At 73.9% G+C, this 17,964-nt stretch carries 12 protein-coding genes; 4 read left to right on the top strand and 8 right to left on the bottom strand.

Features of this window, described 5'->3' with window-relative positions:
• Positions 1 to 178: 178 nt before the first annotated feature.
• Positions 179 to 1,756 (top strand): DUF2079 domain-containing protein, encoded by a 1,578-nt coding sequence (locus AB0411_RS27610; protein WP_366419985.1) that lies wholly within the window; start codon positions 179 to 181, stop codon positions 1,754 to 1,756.
• A gap of 91 nt (positions 1,757 to 1,847) precedes the next feature.
• On the opposite strand, the gene AB0411_RS27605 is transcribed toward AB0411_RS27610, so the two are convergent.
• From AB0411_RS27605 to AB0411_RS27590, 4 genes are all read right to left on the bottom strand, one after another.
• Positions 1,848 to 2,405, bottom strand: coding sequence for a phospholipase A2 (locus AB0411_RS27605; RefSeq protein ID WP_366419984.1), 558 nt, complete (start codon positions 2,403 to 2,405; stop codon positions 1,848 to 1,850).
• A gap of 277 nt (positions 2,406 to 2,682) precedes the next feature.
• The gene (locus tag AB0411_RS27600; protein ID WP_366419983.1) at positions 2,683 to 3,015 is read right to left on the bottom strand and encodes a helix-turn-helix transcriptional regulator; all 333 of its coding nucleotides are present in this window, start codon (positions 3,013 to 3,015) and stop codon (positions 2,683 to 2,685) included.
• A 732-nt stretch (positions 3,016 to 3,747) separates the two neighbouring features.
• Positions 3,748 to 7,293, bottom strand: a complete 3,546-nt coding sequence (gene mfd, locus AB0411_RS27595; RefSeq protein ID WP_366419982.1) for a transcription-repair coupling factor — start codon at positions 7,291 to 7,293, stop codon at positions 3,748 to 3,750.
• Positions 7,294 to 7,378: 85 nt separating this feature from the next.
• The gene (locus AB0411_RS27590) at positions 7,379 to 8,074 is read right to left on the bottom strand and encodes a phospholipase A2 (RefSeq protein WP_366419981.1); all 696 of its coding nucleotides are present in this window, start codon (positions 8,072 to 8,074) and stop codon (positions 7,379 to 7,381) included.
• 396 nt (positions 8,075 to 8,470) lie between these two features.
• On the opposite strand from AB0411_RS27590, the gene AB0411_RS27585 reads away from it, so the two are divergent.
• A complete protein-coding gene (locus AB0411_RS27585; protein WP_437043576.1) occupies positions 8,471 to 10,099 on the top strand; it encodes an MFS transporter in 1,629 nt (542 codons plus the stop codon).
• A 2-nt stretch (positions 10,100 to 10,101) separates the two neighbouring features.
• On the opposite strand, the gene AB0411_RS27580 is transcribed toward AB0411_RS27585, so the two are convergent.
• The 4 genes from AB0411_RS27580 to AB0411_RS27565 form a co-directional block, all read right to left on the bottom strand.
• Positions 10,102 to 11,088: a cellulose-binding protein gene (locus AB0411_RS27580; protein WP_366419980.1), complete on the bottom strand. Its 987-nt coding sequence runs from the start codon at positions 11,086 to 11,088 to the stop codon at positions 10,102 to 10,104.
• A gap of 164 nt (positions 11,089 to 11,252) precedes the next feature.
• Positions 11,253 to 12,188, bottom strand: coding sequence for an LCP family protein (locus tag AB0411_RS27575; RefSeq protein WP_366420066.1), 936 nt, complete (start codon positions 12,186 to 12,188; stop codon positions 11,253 to 11,255).
• Between the two features lie 247 nt (positions 12,189 to 12,435).
• Entirely contained in the window at positions 12,436 to 15,378 is a 2,943-nt protein-coding gene (locus AB0411_RS27570) for an SUKH-4 family immunity protein (protein ID WP_366419979.1), read from the bottom strand.
• Positions 15,379 to 15,383: 5 nt separating this feature from the next.
• The gene (locus AB0411_RS27565) at positions 15,384 to 16,391 is read right to left on the bottom strand and encodes an HNH endonuclease (RefSeq protein WP_366419978.1); all 1,008 of its coding nucleotides are present in this window, start codon (positions 16,389 to 16,391) and stop codon (positions 15,384 to 15,386) included.
• 321 nt (positions 16,392 to 16,712) lie between these two features.
• Between AB0411_RS27565 and AB0411_RS27560 the strand changes: the two genes are divergently transcribed.
• Positions 16,713 to 17,252: a YwqJ-related putative deaminase gene (locus AB0411_RS27560; protein ID WP_366419977.1), complete on the top strand. Its 540-nt coding sequence runs from the start codon at positions 16,713 to 16,715 to the stop codon at positions 17,250 to 17,252.
• An 8-nt stretch (positions 17,253 to 17,260) separates the two neighbouring features.
• On the top strand, positions 17,261 to 17,827 hold the full coding sequence (locus tag AB0411_RS27555) for an SUKH-3 domain-containing protein (protein WP_366419976.1): 567 nt from the start codon (positions 17,261 to 17,263) through the stop codon (positions 17,825 to 17,827).
• The last annotated feature ends 137 nt before the right edge of the window (positions 17,828 to 17,964 follow it).

Here is a 17,964-nt window from a genome sequence, read left to right as displayed (position 1 = left end):
GCCGCACCGCGCCGGACCCCGCCGTTCCCGTACCACCGACCGCCCGCCCCTCCCGGGAACGGACCGGCCCGCACCGGCGTCTGACCCACTGCCACCCCGCCGTCGCAGCACCTCGTCCGCCGGGCGGTCCGGGGCTCCGCTTCGAGTATCTTTTCGACAGTTGAGAGTGAGGATCCGCATGGACACGGCCGCAGTAACGGCCGGGGGTGCCCCCGGACGGATTCTTGGGGAGGACACCGGCGCCGTACCGCCGCCCCGGACCGCCCCCTCGGCCGGGACCGTACCGGCACCGCGGTCCGCCGGGCCGGACGGCACCGGGACGGCCGGCACCGGCACGCCTCCGCCCGACCTGCCCGGGCGGCTGCGGCACGCCGCGCACCGCCTGCGCACCCGGACCGCCCCGTTGCGCGCCCCTCGCCTCGACCCCTACTGGACGGCCGGGCTCTTCTTCGCCGCCTACGCGCTGCTGGCCGTCTGCCGCTTCCGCACGCTGTCCACGTCCTCCTGGGACCTGGGGATATTCGAGCAGGCGATACGCGGCTACGCCCACTTCCGGGCCCCGATCGTGGACCTCAAGGGCCCCGGCACCAACATCCTCGGCGACCACTTCAGCCCCGTGCTGATCGTGCTCGCCCCCCTCTACCGGCTGTTCCCCTCGTCCCTGACCCTGCTGATCGCGCAGGCCGCGCTGTTCGCGGTGTCCGCGATACCGGTCACCCGCGCCGCCGCCCGCACGCTGGGCCGCGTCCCGGGCCTGGCGCTCGGCCTCGCCTACGGCACGTCCTGGGGCGTGCAGAAGGCCGTCGACTTCGACTTCCACGAGATCGCCTTCGCGCTGCCGCTGATCGCCTTCGCCCTCGAAGCGGTGCTGCGCGGACGGTGGACGGCGGTGGTGTGCTGGGCCGCGCCCCTGGTGCTGGTCAAGGAGGACCTCGGGGTGACCGCGGCCGTCATCGGGGCGCTCGCCCTGATACGCACCCGGCGGGCCAGCCCGCTGGCCATCGCCCTGGTGGCCTTCGGCATCACCGCCACCGCCGTCACCCTCGGCGTGCTCATACCGGCGTTCAACGGCTCCGGCTCGTACGACTACTGGAGCAAGTTCGGCTCCGACGGCGGCGGGCTGACCATTCCGCTCGACACGGCCGTGCGCACCACCTTGTGGGTCCTGCTGCCCACCACCGGCCTGCTCGCGCTGCGCTCCCCGCTTCTGCTGGTCGCGCTGCCCACCCTGGGCTGGCGTTTCCTGTCCCACGAACCCCACTACTGGGGCATCGACTGGCACTACAACGCCGTGCTGATGCCGGTGGTCTTCCTCGCCCTGATCGACGCCCTGCCCCGGGCCCGGGTCTCCACCCGCCCCTGGCTGCGCTCCTACGCCCACCACCTGCCGGCCGCCGTGGTGTCCGTGGCCCTCGCGCTGACGACCACGCTGCCGCTGGCCCGCCTCACCGAGGCCGCCACCTACCGCACTCCGCCGGACGCCGTCGCCGCCGGGAAGCTGCTGGACCGGATACCGGACGGGGCGAGCGTGGAGTCCGACATCCGGCCGCTGAGCCGTCTCACCGGCCGTACCCGGGTCTTCTGGACCGGCGACACCGGGGGGCTGGCGCCCGACTACGTCGCCGTGCAGCTGCGCGACGGCCGCACCCCGCGCCAGGCGCTGGCGGACGCCGCCGCCCGCCATCCCAGGTCCACCTACGTCATCCTCGGCGGCGCCTCCGACCTCCTCGTCCTGCACCGGACCTCCGCCCGCTGACCCCTGGCTCCCGAGGCGACGCCCGCGCGGACGCGGGCCGGACGGCGGGCACCCCCGCCACCCGGCCCGCCGGCACACCGCCGAGGCCCCGTCAGCTGACTCTGTCGTAGTACGCCTTGGCGGTCTTCAGGCACTTCCGGCGCTGCTCGGCGGTCTTGCCTGACTGGGTGCGGCACTGGCGGTTCATGTCGAACAGGAACGCCTTGTCGACGCGCTTCTCGTGGGCCGAGCCCTTGAACGCCTCCTTGCCCAGGAGCGCCTTGTAGTTGCGGTAGCCGAAGTCGTGGCGGGCGCAGGAGAGCCGGAAGTCGAAGCCGCCCGGCTTGTCCGCGAGGCGGGTGCAGTAGTCGGTGGACCAGATGAACCGGTAGGGGTTGGTGCCGGACTGCGCCTGGGCGCGCAGCAGGCGCCACTCGCCGGCGCTCTGGGTGGTGCCGCGGGTCAGCTGGTACAGGCGCTTGAGCCTGGTGTTCTTGCTGGGACCCGCCTGGGCCGCCCGGTCGTGCCCGGCCGCCGGGGCGGTGGTCGCGCGGGCCGGCGCCGCCGCCCGGCCGGCGGACGCGTCCGTGGCCAGGGCGGGAGCCGCCGTCGCAAGGCTGATCAGGCTCGCTCCGGCCAGGGAGGCGAGGGTGAGGCGTGAGACATGCATGGTGCGTGCCCTTCTCGATCCGGCGATGGGAGCAAGAGCCTAAGAACGGCACGTAGTTGGCGATATTGGCCATTGGGGCGATGCCCTTTGGTGCACCTCCCTGCGGGACCACGTGCGGGCGGGACGCGGGAGCTGCGGTGGGGCCGGTTCCTGGGCGCCCGGGGCCGGATCCGGGGCCGCCGCCCGGGTTCCGGAGCCGGGCCCGGGGCCCACGGCGGGCGGCCGGACCGGACGCCCCCTCGGGTGCGGGGGCCGCCCGCGTCCGGCCGGGAACCCCTCAGGCGGCGGACACCTCGTCGGCCCCCGGGTCATGGGGCGGCGAGCCGGCCGCGAGGCTCCAGCGGCAGTTCGGCGACGGGCACAGCTGATCGTGATGGAGTGCGGAGACCATGGCGGCCTGGAGCCGGGTGCTCTGGCCGGTCTTGATCAGGATGCGCGAGATATGCGCCTTGACCGTGCGTTCGGAGATCCTCAGCCGCCGGGACAGTTCGCCGTTGGACGGCCCGCCGCCGAGGAGCAGGAGCACCTGCCGCTCCCGCTCGGTCAACCGGCTGAGATCCACCGGGCCTTCGAGCGGGCCGTCGCCCGACCCCTGGTACGGGCACGGCATGCCGTTCCTTGCACGCAAGGACGTCTTCATTTTTTCCCCCTGGTCCGGGCCCGGCACGACGGAACACCGCGCGTCCGGTCCCTGATGGCGCGTCAGTGGTCCGGCACCGTCCCCCGGTCCGGGGCGCCGCCCCGTCCCACTGCCGCTGTCGCGCGCCCGGGTGCCGTCACACCCGGGCCTCCTTCGCTGGGAGCACCTCCTGTCTCCCCGTGTGCTGCCGAGGGCGCGGTCCCGTACGGCACCTCGGCTCGCCGGCGTCTCCGCGCCGGCCGGTCCGGGTCGTCCCGCGCCGTGCCCGCTCCCCCACCGACACCACCGTCACATCCCTGCGAGCGGCCCCGCATGAGTAGCCGTACCTAGTTCGCGGGACTCTTCCCGACCTCAGCAGACGCCAGTTGACCTGCGATGACGAAGGGTTCGGCGGGGCGTCATCCGCCGATGGCGCAGGAGAGTGCCGGATACTCAGACACTGTCGGACATCGGCGGAAGAATCGACGGAAAACCGAAGGCCGCCGCCCCCGCGTGCGCGCGGGAGGCGGCGTCCGGCTGCCGTCCGAACCGTCCAGGTCATACGGATCATTCTCGCCGGGACCACTGACAATCGACGCCCGCCCGGGAACGCGGAACGGCCGGCCGGCGGCCCGTCGATGCGGATCGACGGACCACCGCCCGGCCGCTGCCGTTTCTCCCGTACGTCCCGCGCTCCACGCCCTGCGCGGCACGGGCCGTGGCCTACGAACCGAGGATCGTGGCCAGGAACTCCCCCACCCACGACAGCAGTTCGCGGCCGACCAGCGGCTTGCCGCCGATCTTTCCGGTGGCCGGGCGCGGCACCAGGATCTGGCGGGTGGCCGGCTTGAGGACCGTACGGGGGTGGAGCCGCTTGAGCCGCAGCTCCTGCGATTCGCGCAACTCCACCGGCCCGAAGCGGATGTTGGAGCCCTGCAGGGTGATGTCCGTGACGCCGCAGGAGCGGGCGAGCATCCGCAGTCCGGCGACCAGCAGCAGGTTCTCGACGGGTTCGGGCAGCTTGCCGTAGCGGTCGAGAAGCTCCTCGCGGACGGCCGCGATGTCCTCCTCCGAGGAGGCGGAGGCGATGGCCCGGTAGGCCTGCAGGCGCAGCCGCTCGCCGGGGGCGTAGTCGTGCGGGACGTGCGCGTCGACGGGCAGCTCGATCTTGACTTCGAGCGGCGGCTCCTCCTCCACGCCGCCTTCCAGGGAGGCGCGGTAGTCGGCGACCGCCTCGCCCACCATCCGTACGTAGAGGTCGAAGCCGACGCCCGCGATATGGCCGGACTGCTCGCCGCCGAGGAGGTTGCCCGCGCCGCGGATCTCCAGGTCCTTCATGGCGACGTACATGCCCGCACCCATCTCGGTGTGCTGGGCGATGGTCGCCAACCGCTCGTGGGCGGTCTCGGTCAGCGGCTTCTCCGGCGGGTAGAGGAAGTAGGCGTAGCCGCGCTCGCGGCCGCGGCCCACCCGGCCGCGCAGCTGGTGGAGCTGGGAGAGGCCGAAGTTGTCGCCGCGCTCGACGATCAGGGTGTTGGCGTTGGAGATGTCGATGCCGGACTCGACGATGGTGGTGGAGACCAGCACGTCGAACTTCTTCTCCCAGAAGTCCACGACGACCTGCTCCAGCTGGGACTCGCCCATCTGGCCGTGCGCGGTCTGGATCCGGGCCTCGGGGACGATCTCGCGGAGCCGGGCGGCGGCCCGGTCGATCGACTCGACCCGGTTGTGGATGTAGAAGACCTGGCCCTCGCGCAGGAGTTCACGGCGGATGGCGGCGCCGATCTGCTTCTGCTCGTAGGGGCCGACGAAGGTCAGGACGGGGTGGCGCTCCTCGGGCGGGGTGGTGATCGTCGACATCTCGCGGATGCCCGTCACCGCCATCTCCAGGGTGCGCGGGATGGGGGTGGCCGACATCGTCAGGACGTCGACGTTGGCCCGCAGCTTCTTCAGCTGCTCCTTGTGCTCGACGCCGAACCGCTGCTCCTCGTCGACGATGACCAGCCCGAGGTCCTTGAACTTGGTCTCGGAGGAGAACAGCCGGTGGGTGCCGATGACGAGGTCGACGGAGCCGTCGCGCAGTCCTTCGAGGACGGCCTTGGCCTCGGTGTCGGTCTGGAAGCGGGACAGCGCCCGGACGTTGACCGGGAACTGGCCGTAGCGCTCGGTGAAGGTGCCGAGGTGCTGCTGCACGAGGAGGGTGGTCGGGACCAGGACCGCCACCTGCTTGCCGTCCTGGACGGCCTTGAAGGCGGCGCGGACCGCGATCTCGGTCTTGCCGTAGCCGACGTCGCCGCAGATCAGCCGGTCCATGGGGACCGACTTCTCCATGTCCTCCTTGACCTCGGCGATGGTGGAGAGCTGGTCGGGCGTCTCCGCGTACGGGAAGGCGTCCTCCAGCTCGCGCTGCCAGGGGGTGTCCGGGGCGAAGGTGTGGCCGGGCGCCGCCATCCGGGCCGAGTAGAGCTTGATCAGGTCGGCGGCGATCTCCTTGACGGCCTTCTTGGCGCGCGCCTTGGTCTTGGTCCAGTCGGCGCCGCCGAGCCGGTGCAGGGTGGGGGCCTCGCCGCCCACGTACTTGGTGACCTGTTCGAGCTGGTCGGTGGGGATGTAGAGGCGGTCGCCGGGCTGGCCGCGCTTGGCGGGCGCGTACTCGACGAGGAGGTATTCGCGGGTGGCGCCCTGGACCGTGCGCTGCACCATCTCGATGTAGCGGCCGACACCGTGCTGCTCGTGGACGATGAAGTCGCCGGCTTCCAGGGTCAGCGGGTCGATGGTCTTGCGGCGGCGGGCCGGCATCCGGGCGCCGTCCTTGCCGGCCGCCTTCTGGCCGGAGAGGTCGGTCTCGGTGAGGACGGCGAGCCGGAGCTCCGGGTCGATGAAGCCGTTGTCGAGGGAGCTGCAGGAGACGTGGACGACGGACGGGGAGAGCTCGGGGAGGTCGGCGTCCAGGCGGGCGGGGATGCCCTCGCCGCCGAGGACCTCGACGGTGCGGGCCGCCGGGCCGTGCCCCTCGGTGAGGAACACCGTGCGCCAGCCGTCCGCCAGCCACTGCTTGGTGTCGGACAGCGCCCGCTGGGTGTCGCCGCGGTAGGTGTCGGGGGCGTGCATGCCCAGCTTGAGGGTGTCGCCGTCGCCCTCCAGCGCCTCACCGGCCGCGAAGGGGCTCACCGACCACCACATCATGCCCAGCTCGCGCGCCCGGTCCCGGACGTCCGCGAGGCCCCACAGCGAGGCCGCGCCCACGTCGATCGGCGCCTGCCCCCCGCCGGCGCTGGCCGCCCAGGACGCCTGCAGGAACTCCTGGCTGGTCGCCACCAGGTCGGCGGCCCGGGTACGCACCCGCTCCGGGTCGCACACCACCGTCATGCTCCCGGCCGGCAGCACGTCCAGCAGCAGCTCCATGTCGTCCACCAGGACCGGAGCCAGCGACTCCATGCCGTCGACCGCGATCCCCTCGGCGATCTTGCCGAGCAGCTCGCCCAGCTCGGGGTGCTGCTCGGCGAGCGCCGCTGCCCGCTCCCGGACGTCGTCGGTCAGCAGCAGCTCACGGCACGGCGGCGCCCACAGGCCGTGTTCGGCGACCTCCAGGGACCGCTGGTCGGCGACCTTGAAGTAGCGGATCTCCTCGACGTCGTCGCCCCAGAACTCCACCCGCAGCGGGTGCTCCTCGGTCGGCGGGAAGACGTCCAGGATCCCGCCGCGGACCGCGAACTCACCGCGCTTCTCGACCAGCTCGACGCGGGCGTAGGCGGCCGCCGCCAGACCGTCGACGATCTCTTCGAGGTCGGCGGTCTGCCCCGTGCGCAGGCTGACCGGCTCCAGGTCGCCCAGCCCCTTGACCTGCGGCTGGAGCACCGAACGGATGGGGGCGACGACGACGGAGACGGGGCCGGCCGTCGGGTCGTCGGTGCGCGGGTGGGCGAGCCGGCGCAGCACCGCGAGGCGCCGGCCGACGGTGTCCGAGCGGGGCGAGAGCCGCTCGTGCGGCAGCGTCTCCCAGGACGGGAACTCCACGACGGCGTTGTCCTCGCCGGCCGGCATCAGGCTGCGCAGGACGGCGGCGAGGTCCTCCGCCTCCCGGCCGGTGGCGGTCACCGCGAGGACCGGCCGGTCGGCCCGGCGGGCCAGCGCGGCGAGCGCGAGCGGGCGGGCGGCGGGCGGGCCCACCAGGTCCACGTGCGGCCGGTTGCCGTCGGCCGCGGCCTGCAGCGCTTCGGCGAGCGCCGGGTCCCGTACGACGGCGTCGAGCAGGCCAGTCAGGCTCATCAGAAGGTTTCCGTCCCAGCGAGGCGAACAACACAGCAGCCCGACACGTCGCACGGGCCGGGGTTGCCAAGCGTACGCCCGCCCGTCACCCGGGCGGGCCGCATGCCCGCAGCGGCCCCGGCGTGCGCCGGCAGGACACGCGCCGGGGCCGTGCTCGCGGCCCGCGGCGCGCGCCGCGGGCCGCGAGCGGCGGGGGCAGCCGGCGACCCGGACCGCGGGTGTAGTACTTGTTCGCGGTCTTGAGGCAGGCAGCCTTCAATTTCTTCCGCATCGCCGGGGTGAACGGGTCGGCCCACGGCTTGTACTGGCAGGCCCCGCGCATGTCCTGCAGGAATACGTCGTCGATACGCTTCTTGTGGTCCCGACGCCAGGCGGGCTTGCCCACAATTGTTTTGTAGTTGCGGTAACCGAAGTCGTGGCGGTAGCAGGAGAGGTAGAAGTTGTAGCCGCCCGGCAGCTTCTCCGGCGAGCTGTTGCAGCCGTTGGTGCTCCAGTTGAACCGGAAGTAGTTCGAGCCCGTGCGGTACAGCCCGAGGTACTTGTACCACTCGTCCTGGGACGTCTTCCCCTTGCTGGTCAGCGCCTTGAGCTTCCTCAGCCGGTACGCCCCGCCGACCGCGGGACCGGCCACGTCCGCCGCGAAGGCCCGCTGCGTCACGGAGGACGGCCCGGTCGTGGCCGCCCCTTCCGCCGGCGCCTCGGCGAGCGCGGGTGCCGCCGTCCCCAGAGCGAGGACACCGGCCAGTACGACACCTCCGAAGGAGGTCCGTATCGTGTTCACTTGTTTCCCTTCCCCGATTTCATGCTGCATGGGAAGCCGTATACGAAATCGGCTTCGGGGAGGAAAATAGCGCGCCGGCGCGGCACCGCAGAGGGAATTACAGGAAATGCCCCGGCACCCCCTCGAAGGAATCCCATGTTCCGCAGCAGCGGACAAGGCGAATTAAGGATGAAGTCGATCACTATGTCCGGATACGCCCGACAGGCGAAGCGGGACCAATACCCCCAAATTCCAGCCGCCCGGTCCCGGCTGTGACGTGGCCCACTCCCCGCCCCGCGGACGCCGGACCGCAGCTGCCGCACCGCCCGTTGCGCCACCCCGCGACCGGCGGCGCGGTTCCGCAGTCCGCCGCCGCATGGAAGGGTGCAGCGTACAAGGACCTGCGGAGGGGGAACGGTGAGCCACAGCGCGCGACCTGCCGGCCACAGCGAACGCGACGGCGTACGGACGACGGGCCCGGCGCCCGCGGACCCGCGGCGGCGCCCCGTCGTCGCCGCCCTGATGCTCGGCATGGCGCTGGCCGCCCTCGACTCGACGATCATCGCCACCGCCATCCCGCAGATCGTCGGCGACCTCGGCGGCTTCGCCGTCTTCTCCTGGCTCTTCTCCGGCTACCTGCTCGCCGTCACCGTCACCCTGCCCGTCTACGGCAAGCTCTCCGACACCTTCGGCCGCAAGCCCGTCCTGCTCACCGGCATCGCGCTCTTCCTCGCCGGCTCACTGGCCTGCGCGGGCGCCTGGAACATGGCCTCGCTGATCGCCTTCCGCGTCGTCCAGGGCCTGGGCGGCGGCGCCCTCCAGGGGACCATCCAGACCATCGCCGCCGACCTCTACCCGATGAAGGAACGCCCCAAGATCCAGGCCAGGATCTCCAGCGTCTGGGCCGCCTCGGCGGTCGCCGGCCCCGCGCTGGGCGGACTGCTCGCCGCCTACGCCGGCTGGCGGTGGATCTTCCTGGTCAACCTGCCGGTGGGCGCGGTGGCCCTCTGGCTGATCGTGCGGCACTTCTCCGAGCCGGCACGGGAAACGACGGGCACACCGGCCCGCCGCGCCCGGGTCGACTGGCCCGGCGCACTGGCGATCTTCGCCTGCGGCGGGCTGCTGCTGACCGCCCTCGTCCAGGGCGGCGTGGCCTGGTCCTGGCACTCCGCGCCGTCCCTGCTGCTGTTCGCCGGCAGCGCGCTGTGCGCCGCGCTCACCGTCCTCATCGAGCGCCGCGCCGCGGAACCGATCATCCCCGGCTGGGTCTGGCGCCGCCGCACCATCTCCGCCGTCAACGTCGCGCTCGGCGCCCTCGGCCTGCTGATGGTCGCGCCCACCGTGTTCCTGCCCACCTACGCCCAGGCGGTACTGGGCCTCGGCCCGACGGCGGCCGGCTTCGTGCTCTCCGTCATGACCCTGAGCTGGCCGGTCTCGGCCGCCCTCAGCAGCCACGTCTACAACCGCCTCGGCATCCGCACCTGCGCGGCGCTCGGCATCGGCGCGGCCGGACTGGTCCTGCTCGCCTTCCCCCTGCTGCCCCACCCCGGCGCCGCCTGGCAACCCGCCCTGATCATGCTGGCGCTGGGGGCGTCCCTCGGCCTCTTCCAGCTCCCGCTGATCATCGGCGTCCAGTCCTCGGTCGGCTACGCCGAGCGCGGCACCGCCACCGCCTCCATACTCTTCTGCCGCCAGGTCGGCCAGTCCCTGGGCGCCGCGCTCTTCGGCGCCCTCGCCAACGCCACCCTCAACGACCGCCTCGCCCACGCCCCTTCGGACATCCGCCCCGGCCTGCCCGGCGACCTCGACGCGGTCTCGCACACCCTCCAGCACCCCGGCGCCCTCACCGCCCACGCCACCGACTACCTCCGCCGCGCCGTCGCCACCACGGTCGACCACGTCTACCTCGGCGCCGCGGCGGCCGCCGCACTCGCCCTGGCCGCGCTGCTGCTGCTCGCGCCGCGGCACTTCCCGGTGCACACCGATGCCCGCGGTACGGACGACGGCGAGCCCGCCGGGAAGCAGGCGCCGCGCGGCGGCCGGTGAGGTCAGGCGTCCGGGCCGCCGCCCCGGCGGGGCAGTTGCGTCTCCAGGGTGTCCGCCTCGTCCGAGCCGCCGCCCTGCGGCCCCCCGGCGCCCTCGTCGTCCTCCTCCGCCACCGGCGCCTTCCCGGTCAGCACCGCCAGGCTGTTGCGGACATGCGTCATGTGGACGCGCGCCTCCTCGCGCTCCGCCTCGTGCGCACGCAGGATCCGCTCCGTGCCCCGCTCCAGGCGCTCCACCTCCGCACGGGCCTGCGCCAGCAGCCCGGCAGCACGGTCCTCACCGTCCTCCTGGCGGTGCCGGGCGGTCTCCTCCGCCTCCGCGTACTGCCGCCGGGCGTCGGCACGGACCGCCTTCCCGCGGGCGTCCAGCTCCGCGACGCGCCGGTCCGTCTCCTCCTCCAGCGCCGCGAGTTCCTGCCCGGCCGCTTCCCACTCCTCCGTCTGCCGCTTCTCCTGGTCGCTCAGCAGCTGCGCGGTGCGCCGGCGCACCTCCGCCAGCCCGTCGGCCGCCTCGCTCCGCAGCCGTTCGGCCTCCTCGGCCGCCACGGCCGCCAGCTCCGCGGCCTCGCCGCGCGCCGCCCGGTCCGTCCGCCGGGCCCGGGTGTCCGCCTCGGCCCGCACCTGCGAGCCCGCCCGCTCGGCCGCGTCCCGCACCTCGTCCGCGTACTCGGCCGCCGCGTCCCGCACCTGCCCGGCCGCCTGCTCCGCCTCGGTCCGCAGCCGCGCCGCCTCGGACTCCGCGGTCGTCAGGATCAGCCGCGCCTCGCGGCCGAGCGACTCGTACGTCTGCGGCGGCTGCTGTGCCAGATAGGCGCGCAGCTCCGCGAGTTCGGCCTCCATCTCGTTGGACAGGACGGTGAGCCGTGCGGCCCGCTCCCAGCAGGAGTCGCGGTCGATCGAGAGCCCCGTGACCCGGCGGTCCACGTCCTCCGGCCGGTAGCCACGCCCTCGTACGGTCTCGAACCCGTGAGGCGAAACCGATGCACTCATCCCTCAAGCCCCTCTCCGCCGCGCACAGCACGCGCGCGACCCGCAGCGTTCCGCTTCCATCCGTATGTTTCCGTGCAGCACCGTGCAGTGACGCGCACTTGCCGGGGACCGGGCCGAAGCCGCACGCTCACGACACTCCACCCCATCCACCCCACCAGGATGCGTTATTTGGTGTCAGAAGTCGGAATCCGATCATCTGCGCGCAGCGCCTGGAACAGCCGCCTCGCCCCGGTTTCGTCCCACCGCAGCACCGACCCGACCCCGTTCACCATCACCCCGGGCCGCATCACCGGAACCGTCGTCGCGTGCCCTTCGCCCCCGGCGATCTGCTTCATCGACCAGCCCATATCCAGCACCCGCGCCATATCCGTGCCGTCGTCCACCCGCAGCGCCGCCAGCGAGGTGTCCAGCACCCGCTGCAGCCGGGTCGGGTCCAGGAGGATGTCCGGGGAGGCCATCTCGTCGGCAACCGCACCGAGCAATTGCCGCTGGCGCTTCACCCGTCCGAGGTCACCCTCGGGGTCCGCGTACCGGGCCCGTACATACGCCAGCGCCTGCGTGCCGTTCATCCGCCGGCAGCCCGCCGGGAAGTCGGCCCCCGACCGCTCGTCCCGCAGCGGCTTGTCCAGGCACAGCCGCACCCCGTCCAGCGCGTCCACGACCCGCACGAAGCCGAGGAAGTTCACCTCGGCGTAGTGGTCGATCCGCAGACCGGTCGCCTGCTCCACCGTTCGGGTGAGCAGCTGGGGCCCGCCGTCCGCGAAGGCCTCGTTGATCTTCCGGTTGCCGTGGCCCGGTATCGGGACGTAGCTGTCGCGCGGCAGGCTGACCAGCGTCGGCCCGTGATCGCCGTAGTGCAGCACCATGATGGTGTCGGTGTTGCGCACGTCGTTGTTGCCGACGTGCAGGTCCCTGCGCTGCTGCGGGGTCAGCGCGGTACGGCTGTCCGAGCCGATCAGCAGCCAGTTCGTGCCCTTGCCCGCGGACGGCCGCCCCGGGTAGTCGCCCAGGGCGTCCATGTGCCGCAACTGCCGCCCCGCCGAGACGTACAGCCAGGCGCCGACCGCCACCACCGCGACGACCAGCACCAGCAGCGCCACCAGGAGCCACACCAGCCACGCCCAGCGCCGCCGGGGCGGGCCCGGGCCGCGCAGCGACCTGGCCGTCCGCCGCCGGTGCCACCAGCGCGGACGCCCCGAACGGTACGCGGCCGTCGACGGCGACGACTGCGACAGCGGGGGTATCGGGCGGCCCATATAGGCATGGTCGGGGCACCCGGCCCGTCCCGCAGGTCGAGCGCGCCGGCGCCGGGCCCGCGGGCGGGCCGGCCGCACCCCGGCACCGCTCCTACAGCAGCCCGTCCCACATCTGCTCCAGCAGCACCGACCACCAGGTCTCCGGCGAACCCAGCGCCGGCGGATCCAGCGCGACCAGCTGCGCCTGGAAGTCGACCGTCCAGCGGCCCGCCTGCTCCGGCGTCAGCCCGTAGCGCAGCCGCCACATCCGCCCCAGCATCGCCAGACAGCGCGCGAACTCCGGCAGACCGGAGTTCACGAACTGCGGCGTCGCGGGCGCACCGCCCGGCCCGGCCTCCATCGGCACCGCCACGATGTGCGCGGTCCCGTACTGCACACACAGCTGACGGCCGAAGTCATTGCCCATCACCAGGTACGACCCGGCATCCGAGGCGGGCTGCACCATCCGCTCCGCCGCGAGCTCCGCCAGCGTCGGCACCGGACGGCCCGGCTGCGCCTGCGCCCAGAAGAACGGCCCGAAGTCGACCGGCAGCCCGGACCACACCAGGGTCTGCGCCACCACATCGGGCACCCCGTGCCGGGAGACCGCCCGCTGGTCGAAACGGAAGATCCCCTGCGGCCCGAACGCCTGCTCCAGCTCCTGCCCGATCAGCTGCGGCGGCACCGGGGGCACCGGCTGCACCTGCGACGGATGCGGCAACGGCGCCCGCACCGGCGCCGGCCGCGCCGGACCGTCCGCGACCTGGTGCAACTCGCCCTGGTGCTCGACGAGGTGCCGTACGCCCTGCTGGCGCGAGGCGTGGTCCCTGCCGTACGCGGCGGTGTGGCTGATCCGCACCTGCGGCCAGTTGTCCCGGATCATCCGCGCGCAGTAGCCACCCGGCAGATCACAGCACTCCAGCTCGGTGTGCAGCTCCAGCACCTGCTGCGGCGGCACGTTCATCCCCCGCAGCTCGTGCAGCAGCTGCCACTCCGGGTGCGGCGTACCCGGCGCCGAACGCCGCACGATCTTCTGCTCGGAGCCGTCCGGCGCGCGGTAGCTGAGCACGGCCATATAGCCCGGGCCGACGGTCGGCTGACCACCGGGCGCCTGCGGATAGCCGTAGCCACCGGGGCCCTGCGCGGCGGGCGGGCCGGGCGGCGGCCCGGGCGGGGTGGGCTGACCGGGCGGGGCCTGGGGCGGAGCGGCAGGACCGGCCGACGGCGGCACAGCGGGGCCGCCCGGGCCGTCGCCGGGCAGCGCCGCGCCACTGGCGAGCATCGTCGCCGCGGCGTGCACCCCGCCACCACCGCCGCCGGCGGCGGGCGGTGCGGAGGGCGGAGGCGGCGGACCGTCCTGGCCGCCGGAGCCCCGGCCGCCCGCGGACGCGGTGGGCCTGCCGGGCGGGCCGGGCGGCTTGGGAGCACCGGGCGGGCCGGGAGGACCGGGCGGACCGGGAGGCCTGGGCGCACCAGGGGGGCCGGGAGGACCGGGCGGTGCCACGCCGGGGCCGCCGGCAGCGCCGTCCGGCCCGCCCGCGCCCGCGAGCCCGGCCTGCAGGGACGCGCCGTCGGCGAGCATCGTCGCGGCGGCGTGCACCCCACCGGAGCCGGGGCCGCCGGAGACGGGACCGGGGGCATCCGTGCCGCCGGGACCCGTACCGCCGGAACCCGTACCGCCGGATCCGGAACCCGAGGCACCGGCCTCGTCGGAACCACCGGCCGCACCCGTCCCGCCCGGCCCGTCCACCGCGCTGAGATCCAGATCCGCCGCGTCCAGCTGCGAGACCATCTGCGTCGGTACATAGCCACCGGCCGGGGCACCGGACGCACCCGGACCGGACGCCGCGGGACCACCCGCATCGGCCCGGACGGCCTGCGGCGGGTCCTGCGGCGCACCGTCACGGCCCGCGCCGGGCGGACCGGGCACACCCGGAGGCGGCGGCGGTCCCGCGGCGGCGTTCCCGGGCAGCGACGAACCGTCGGCCAGCATCGTGGCCGCGGCATGCACCCCACCGGCCGCGGGCGGCGGGGGCGGCGTCCCGGGGCCGGGAGCGGCCGGCCCGGCCGCGGCGGGCGTACCGGCACCGGGCACGGCGACACCCGGGGGCGGCGGTACGTCGACGGCCGGCGGCCCCGACGGCGGCGGCAGATCCGGCAGCCCCGCACCCGCGGGCGGCGCGGGCGGCATCGGCGGCGGCAGCGGAACCGCGCCCGGCCCGCCGGCCGGCCGCGGCCGACCGGCGTCCGGCATCTCCAGCGCGGGCGCCACCTGCGTACGCGGCAACTGGCTGCCGCCCTGCAGCAGTTCGGTCTTGGCCTCCGGCCGGACACGCGGCGTCCGGGCGGCGGCGTCCTCCTCGTCGGAACCGGCCAGCGGCGGCGCGAAGACCGTCTCGGGCAGCCCCACCGACCGGTCCTCCCCCGCACCATCGGTCGTGTCCGCCCCGGCCCACGGCTCCGGCGCACCGGCATCCGCCTGCGCACCGGCGACGGCCCCGCCCTCGGTGCCGTTCACACTCACCTCGGCCCAGGCGTCCGAGGCCGACGCCGCGGCAGCGGGCGCCGACGAAACACCGGAGGTCTCACCCGCAGATCCCGCCGGGCGCGAAGACCCCGCAGGGCCCGAGGACCCCACAGAACCCCCGGCCCCCGTGCCCCCGGCCCCCCGCCGGACCGACCCGCCGATCGTGTCGGCCGCCTCCTGCAGCCACTCCGGCGGCGTCAGCAGAAACGACGTGGCCTCCAGGTCGATCCGCTGCGGCGGCACCTCGGGCGCGTACCCGCCGTCCGCGGGGGCGCCGTACTCCTCCTCGTAACGCCGGATCACCTCGCCCACCGGCAGCCCCGGCCATAGCGTGGTCTCCCCGCTGTCCCGCGCGATCACCAGCCGGGACCGGCCGCCTTCCGTCGAGGGGCCTTCCTCCCGGTCCTCGGCCCAGGCCACGAAGCCCAGATCGAACTCCCGCACCCGTACCTCACGGTGCAGCGGCGCCGGGACGTCACCGTTCACCCACCGCTCCGCGCGCTCCTGCGCCTGCGCGAACGTCACCACCGTGCTCAGCCCCCCACCGCAACCGCGTACGCAAAACCGCCGTCGACCATCAGGTTCGCCACGGTGTCCAGCTCCGGCGGATTGCCCGCCAGCCGCTGCAGAAAGTCATCGAAGTCCGTGCCGCACGGCAACAACAGCCGCTCCACCCGCTCCTGCACCGTCCACCCGTCCCGGTCCCGCGCATCGTCGTACGGGCAGAACCACACCGAACCGAGCGCCTCGCCGCGCACCTTCACCGCGACCACACCGCCCTGGACGAACGCCACGCCCAGGTAGTCCTTGGTGAAGTGGTCCCGCAGACACTTGTTCACATAGATCAGATCGTTGACCGCCGCGTCGTCGCGCACCGTGAAGAACGGCTGGTCGACCAGCAGCCCCAACTCCGCGTCCAGCGCCGCGCCCACCGGGGCACAGCCGCCCGCGGCCTTCAGGAACGACCGGTAGGCACCCGGCAGCCGATAGCCCAACGCCTCCTCGGCCTGCGCCACCTGCTCCTCACCCACCGACAGATCACGGTGCGGCAGCCCGAAATGCACCGGCCGGGTCTCCTGCAACGGCCGGGTACCGCGCCTGTCGTGCGCCGCCGCGGCCGTCGCCAGCCCGGCGTGATGGCGCAGCAGCGCCTTCACCTCGACCGGGATCAGCTCCATCCGCCGGGTGCCGGCCACGTGATGCCAGGTCCAGCCGTGCGGCGTCGCCACGGCCGGCACATCTATCCACAGCTCGTGCCCCTGCGCGTGCAGCGCCGCGTTCGCCGACACATAGTCCGTCAGCCGCAGCTCGTCGACGCCGAAGCCCTCCGGCGGCTCGGCGATCTCCGCCGCGGCACGCGCATACGGCGAGAACTCCGGGAAGCCGCGCGCGTCCATCCGCACGCCGGCGGGGTACCGCGTCGCTCGGACCGGGTCCGGAAAATGCACGACCTGTCCGGCATAGGCCGCATTCGGTGGGGCGGTGTCCCCCGCCACCTGGGGGCCGGGGTGTGCCCCCAGCCCTTGCCGACCTGTCGTCATCGCGGTTGCCCCCTGGCTGAAGCTGGCTTTGGGGCACAGCCTATGCCGTACCGCAACACCCGCCCCCGCCCGCCCGCCCCCACACGTCAGCCCCGCGACACACCGGCGTCACCCACCGGCACACCACCCCCGAGCCCCCCGCGCACCACCCCGCCGACCAGCCCCGTTCCACCCCGGCCGACGCCCCGTCAGCTCACCGTGACATCGCCGACAGGCCGCCCGACTACCGCAACACCCAGCACATTTGGCAGGCTGACCCTCCCCCGCCTTCGGCGGGGAGACCCCCAGCACAACGGGGATCCGGGGAGGGAAAGCACCACCATGAGCACCACCGCACACCACCACAACTCAGCCGCAGGCGATCCCCGCACCGCCGCCGGCGACCCCCGCATCGGCTGGAGCGGCACCGCCGACGCCGATCGCGCGCCCGCCCTCCACCACCGCCGCGACGGCATCCTCCCCACCATCGGCGCCGCCCTCTCCGTACGCGGACAGACCCTCACCTGCACCGCGAGCAAGGCGGAACAGCCCCCCGTCCTCCACCCGCTCGTCCAGGACTTCCTCGACACCCTCGCCACCGCACAGCGCGAACGTTTCACCGGACGCTGCCCCGAAGCCGTCCTGCTCTCCCGCCACCTCACCGCCGTCGAGGGCAACCGCGGCAAACGCGCCTCCCGCAAACCCCTCACCAATGGCGAAGCCCGCCGCTCCCTGAAACACTCCAAGATCACCGCACGCCACATCCGCGAGGACGGCGACCCCCAGCACGGCAGCTACGCCCCGCCCTGCCGCTCCTGCGACGCCCTCCTCGCCCACTTCGGCGTCATGCCCATCAGCGGCACCACGCCCACAGGAAGCTGACCGTCACCATGCCGCCCACCACCCCCGGCCCCCGCACCCCGGCCCACGACCGCGCCGACTCGACCCGCTTCCCCGCCGCCGTCGACGTCGCCCTCCAGGAAGCCGGCTGGCAGCCCGGCCGCTGGGACATAAAGCAGGCGGAACACTGGGCCGACACCCTCCGCGCCCACGCCTCCCCCGCCGGACACCGCCACACCGTCTTCCCCGCCGCCGTCGAGGCCTGGGCCGAATTCGGCGACCTGCACCTCACCGGCCCCGGACCCGGCCGCCACATCGCCCCCACCCCCTTCGCCATCAACCCCCTGCACGGCCTCCACCTCGCCCGCACCCTCGGCGACCTCGGCCGCGCCCTGGAGACCGACGTCGCCCCCCTCGGCCGCGAAGAGCTCACCGCCGACGGCACCACCTACACGCAGGCGGCCCTCGCCATCGATGCCGAGGGCCGCGTCTACAGCCTCGATCACACCGGCGACTGGTACCTCGGGCCCGACCTCGACGCGGCCTTGGGGACGTTGGTGCTGGGGACACGGCCCCTGCGGCTCGGGGTCGCGGGGCCGCCTTCGGCGGCGGGGTGACGTTCGGGGGCCCTCGGGTCGCCTCCGGCGGAGGGTGTTGTCTGGGCGGGGGCCGCTTGCTGTTCGTGGTGGGTGCCGGTGGCGGGCCTCCGGGGCCTGGGTGGTGGACTGCTTCGCTTTACGTCCACCACCCAGGC

This window comes from Streptomyces angustmyceticus, assembly GCF_040701845.1.
In the GTDB taxonomy this organism is placed as follows: Bacteria; Actinomycetota; Actinomycetes; order Streptomycetales; family Streptomycetaceae; genus Streptomyces; species Streptomyces angustmyceticus_A.
This window is presented reverse-complemented; position numbering and strand designations above follow the sequence as displayed.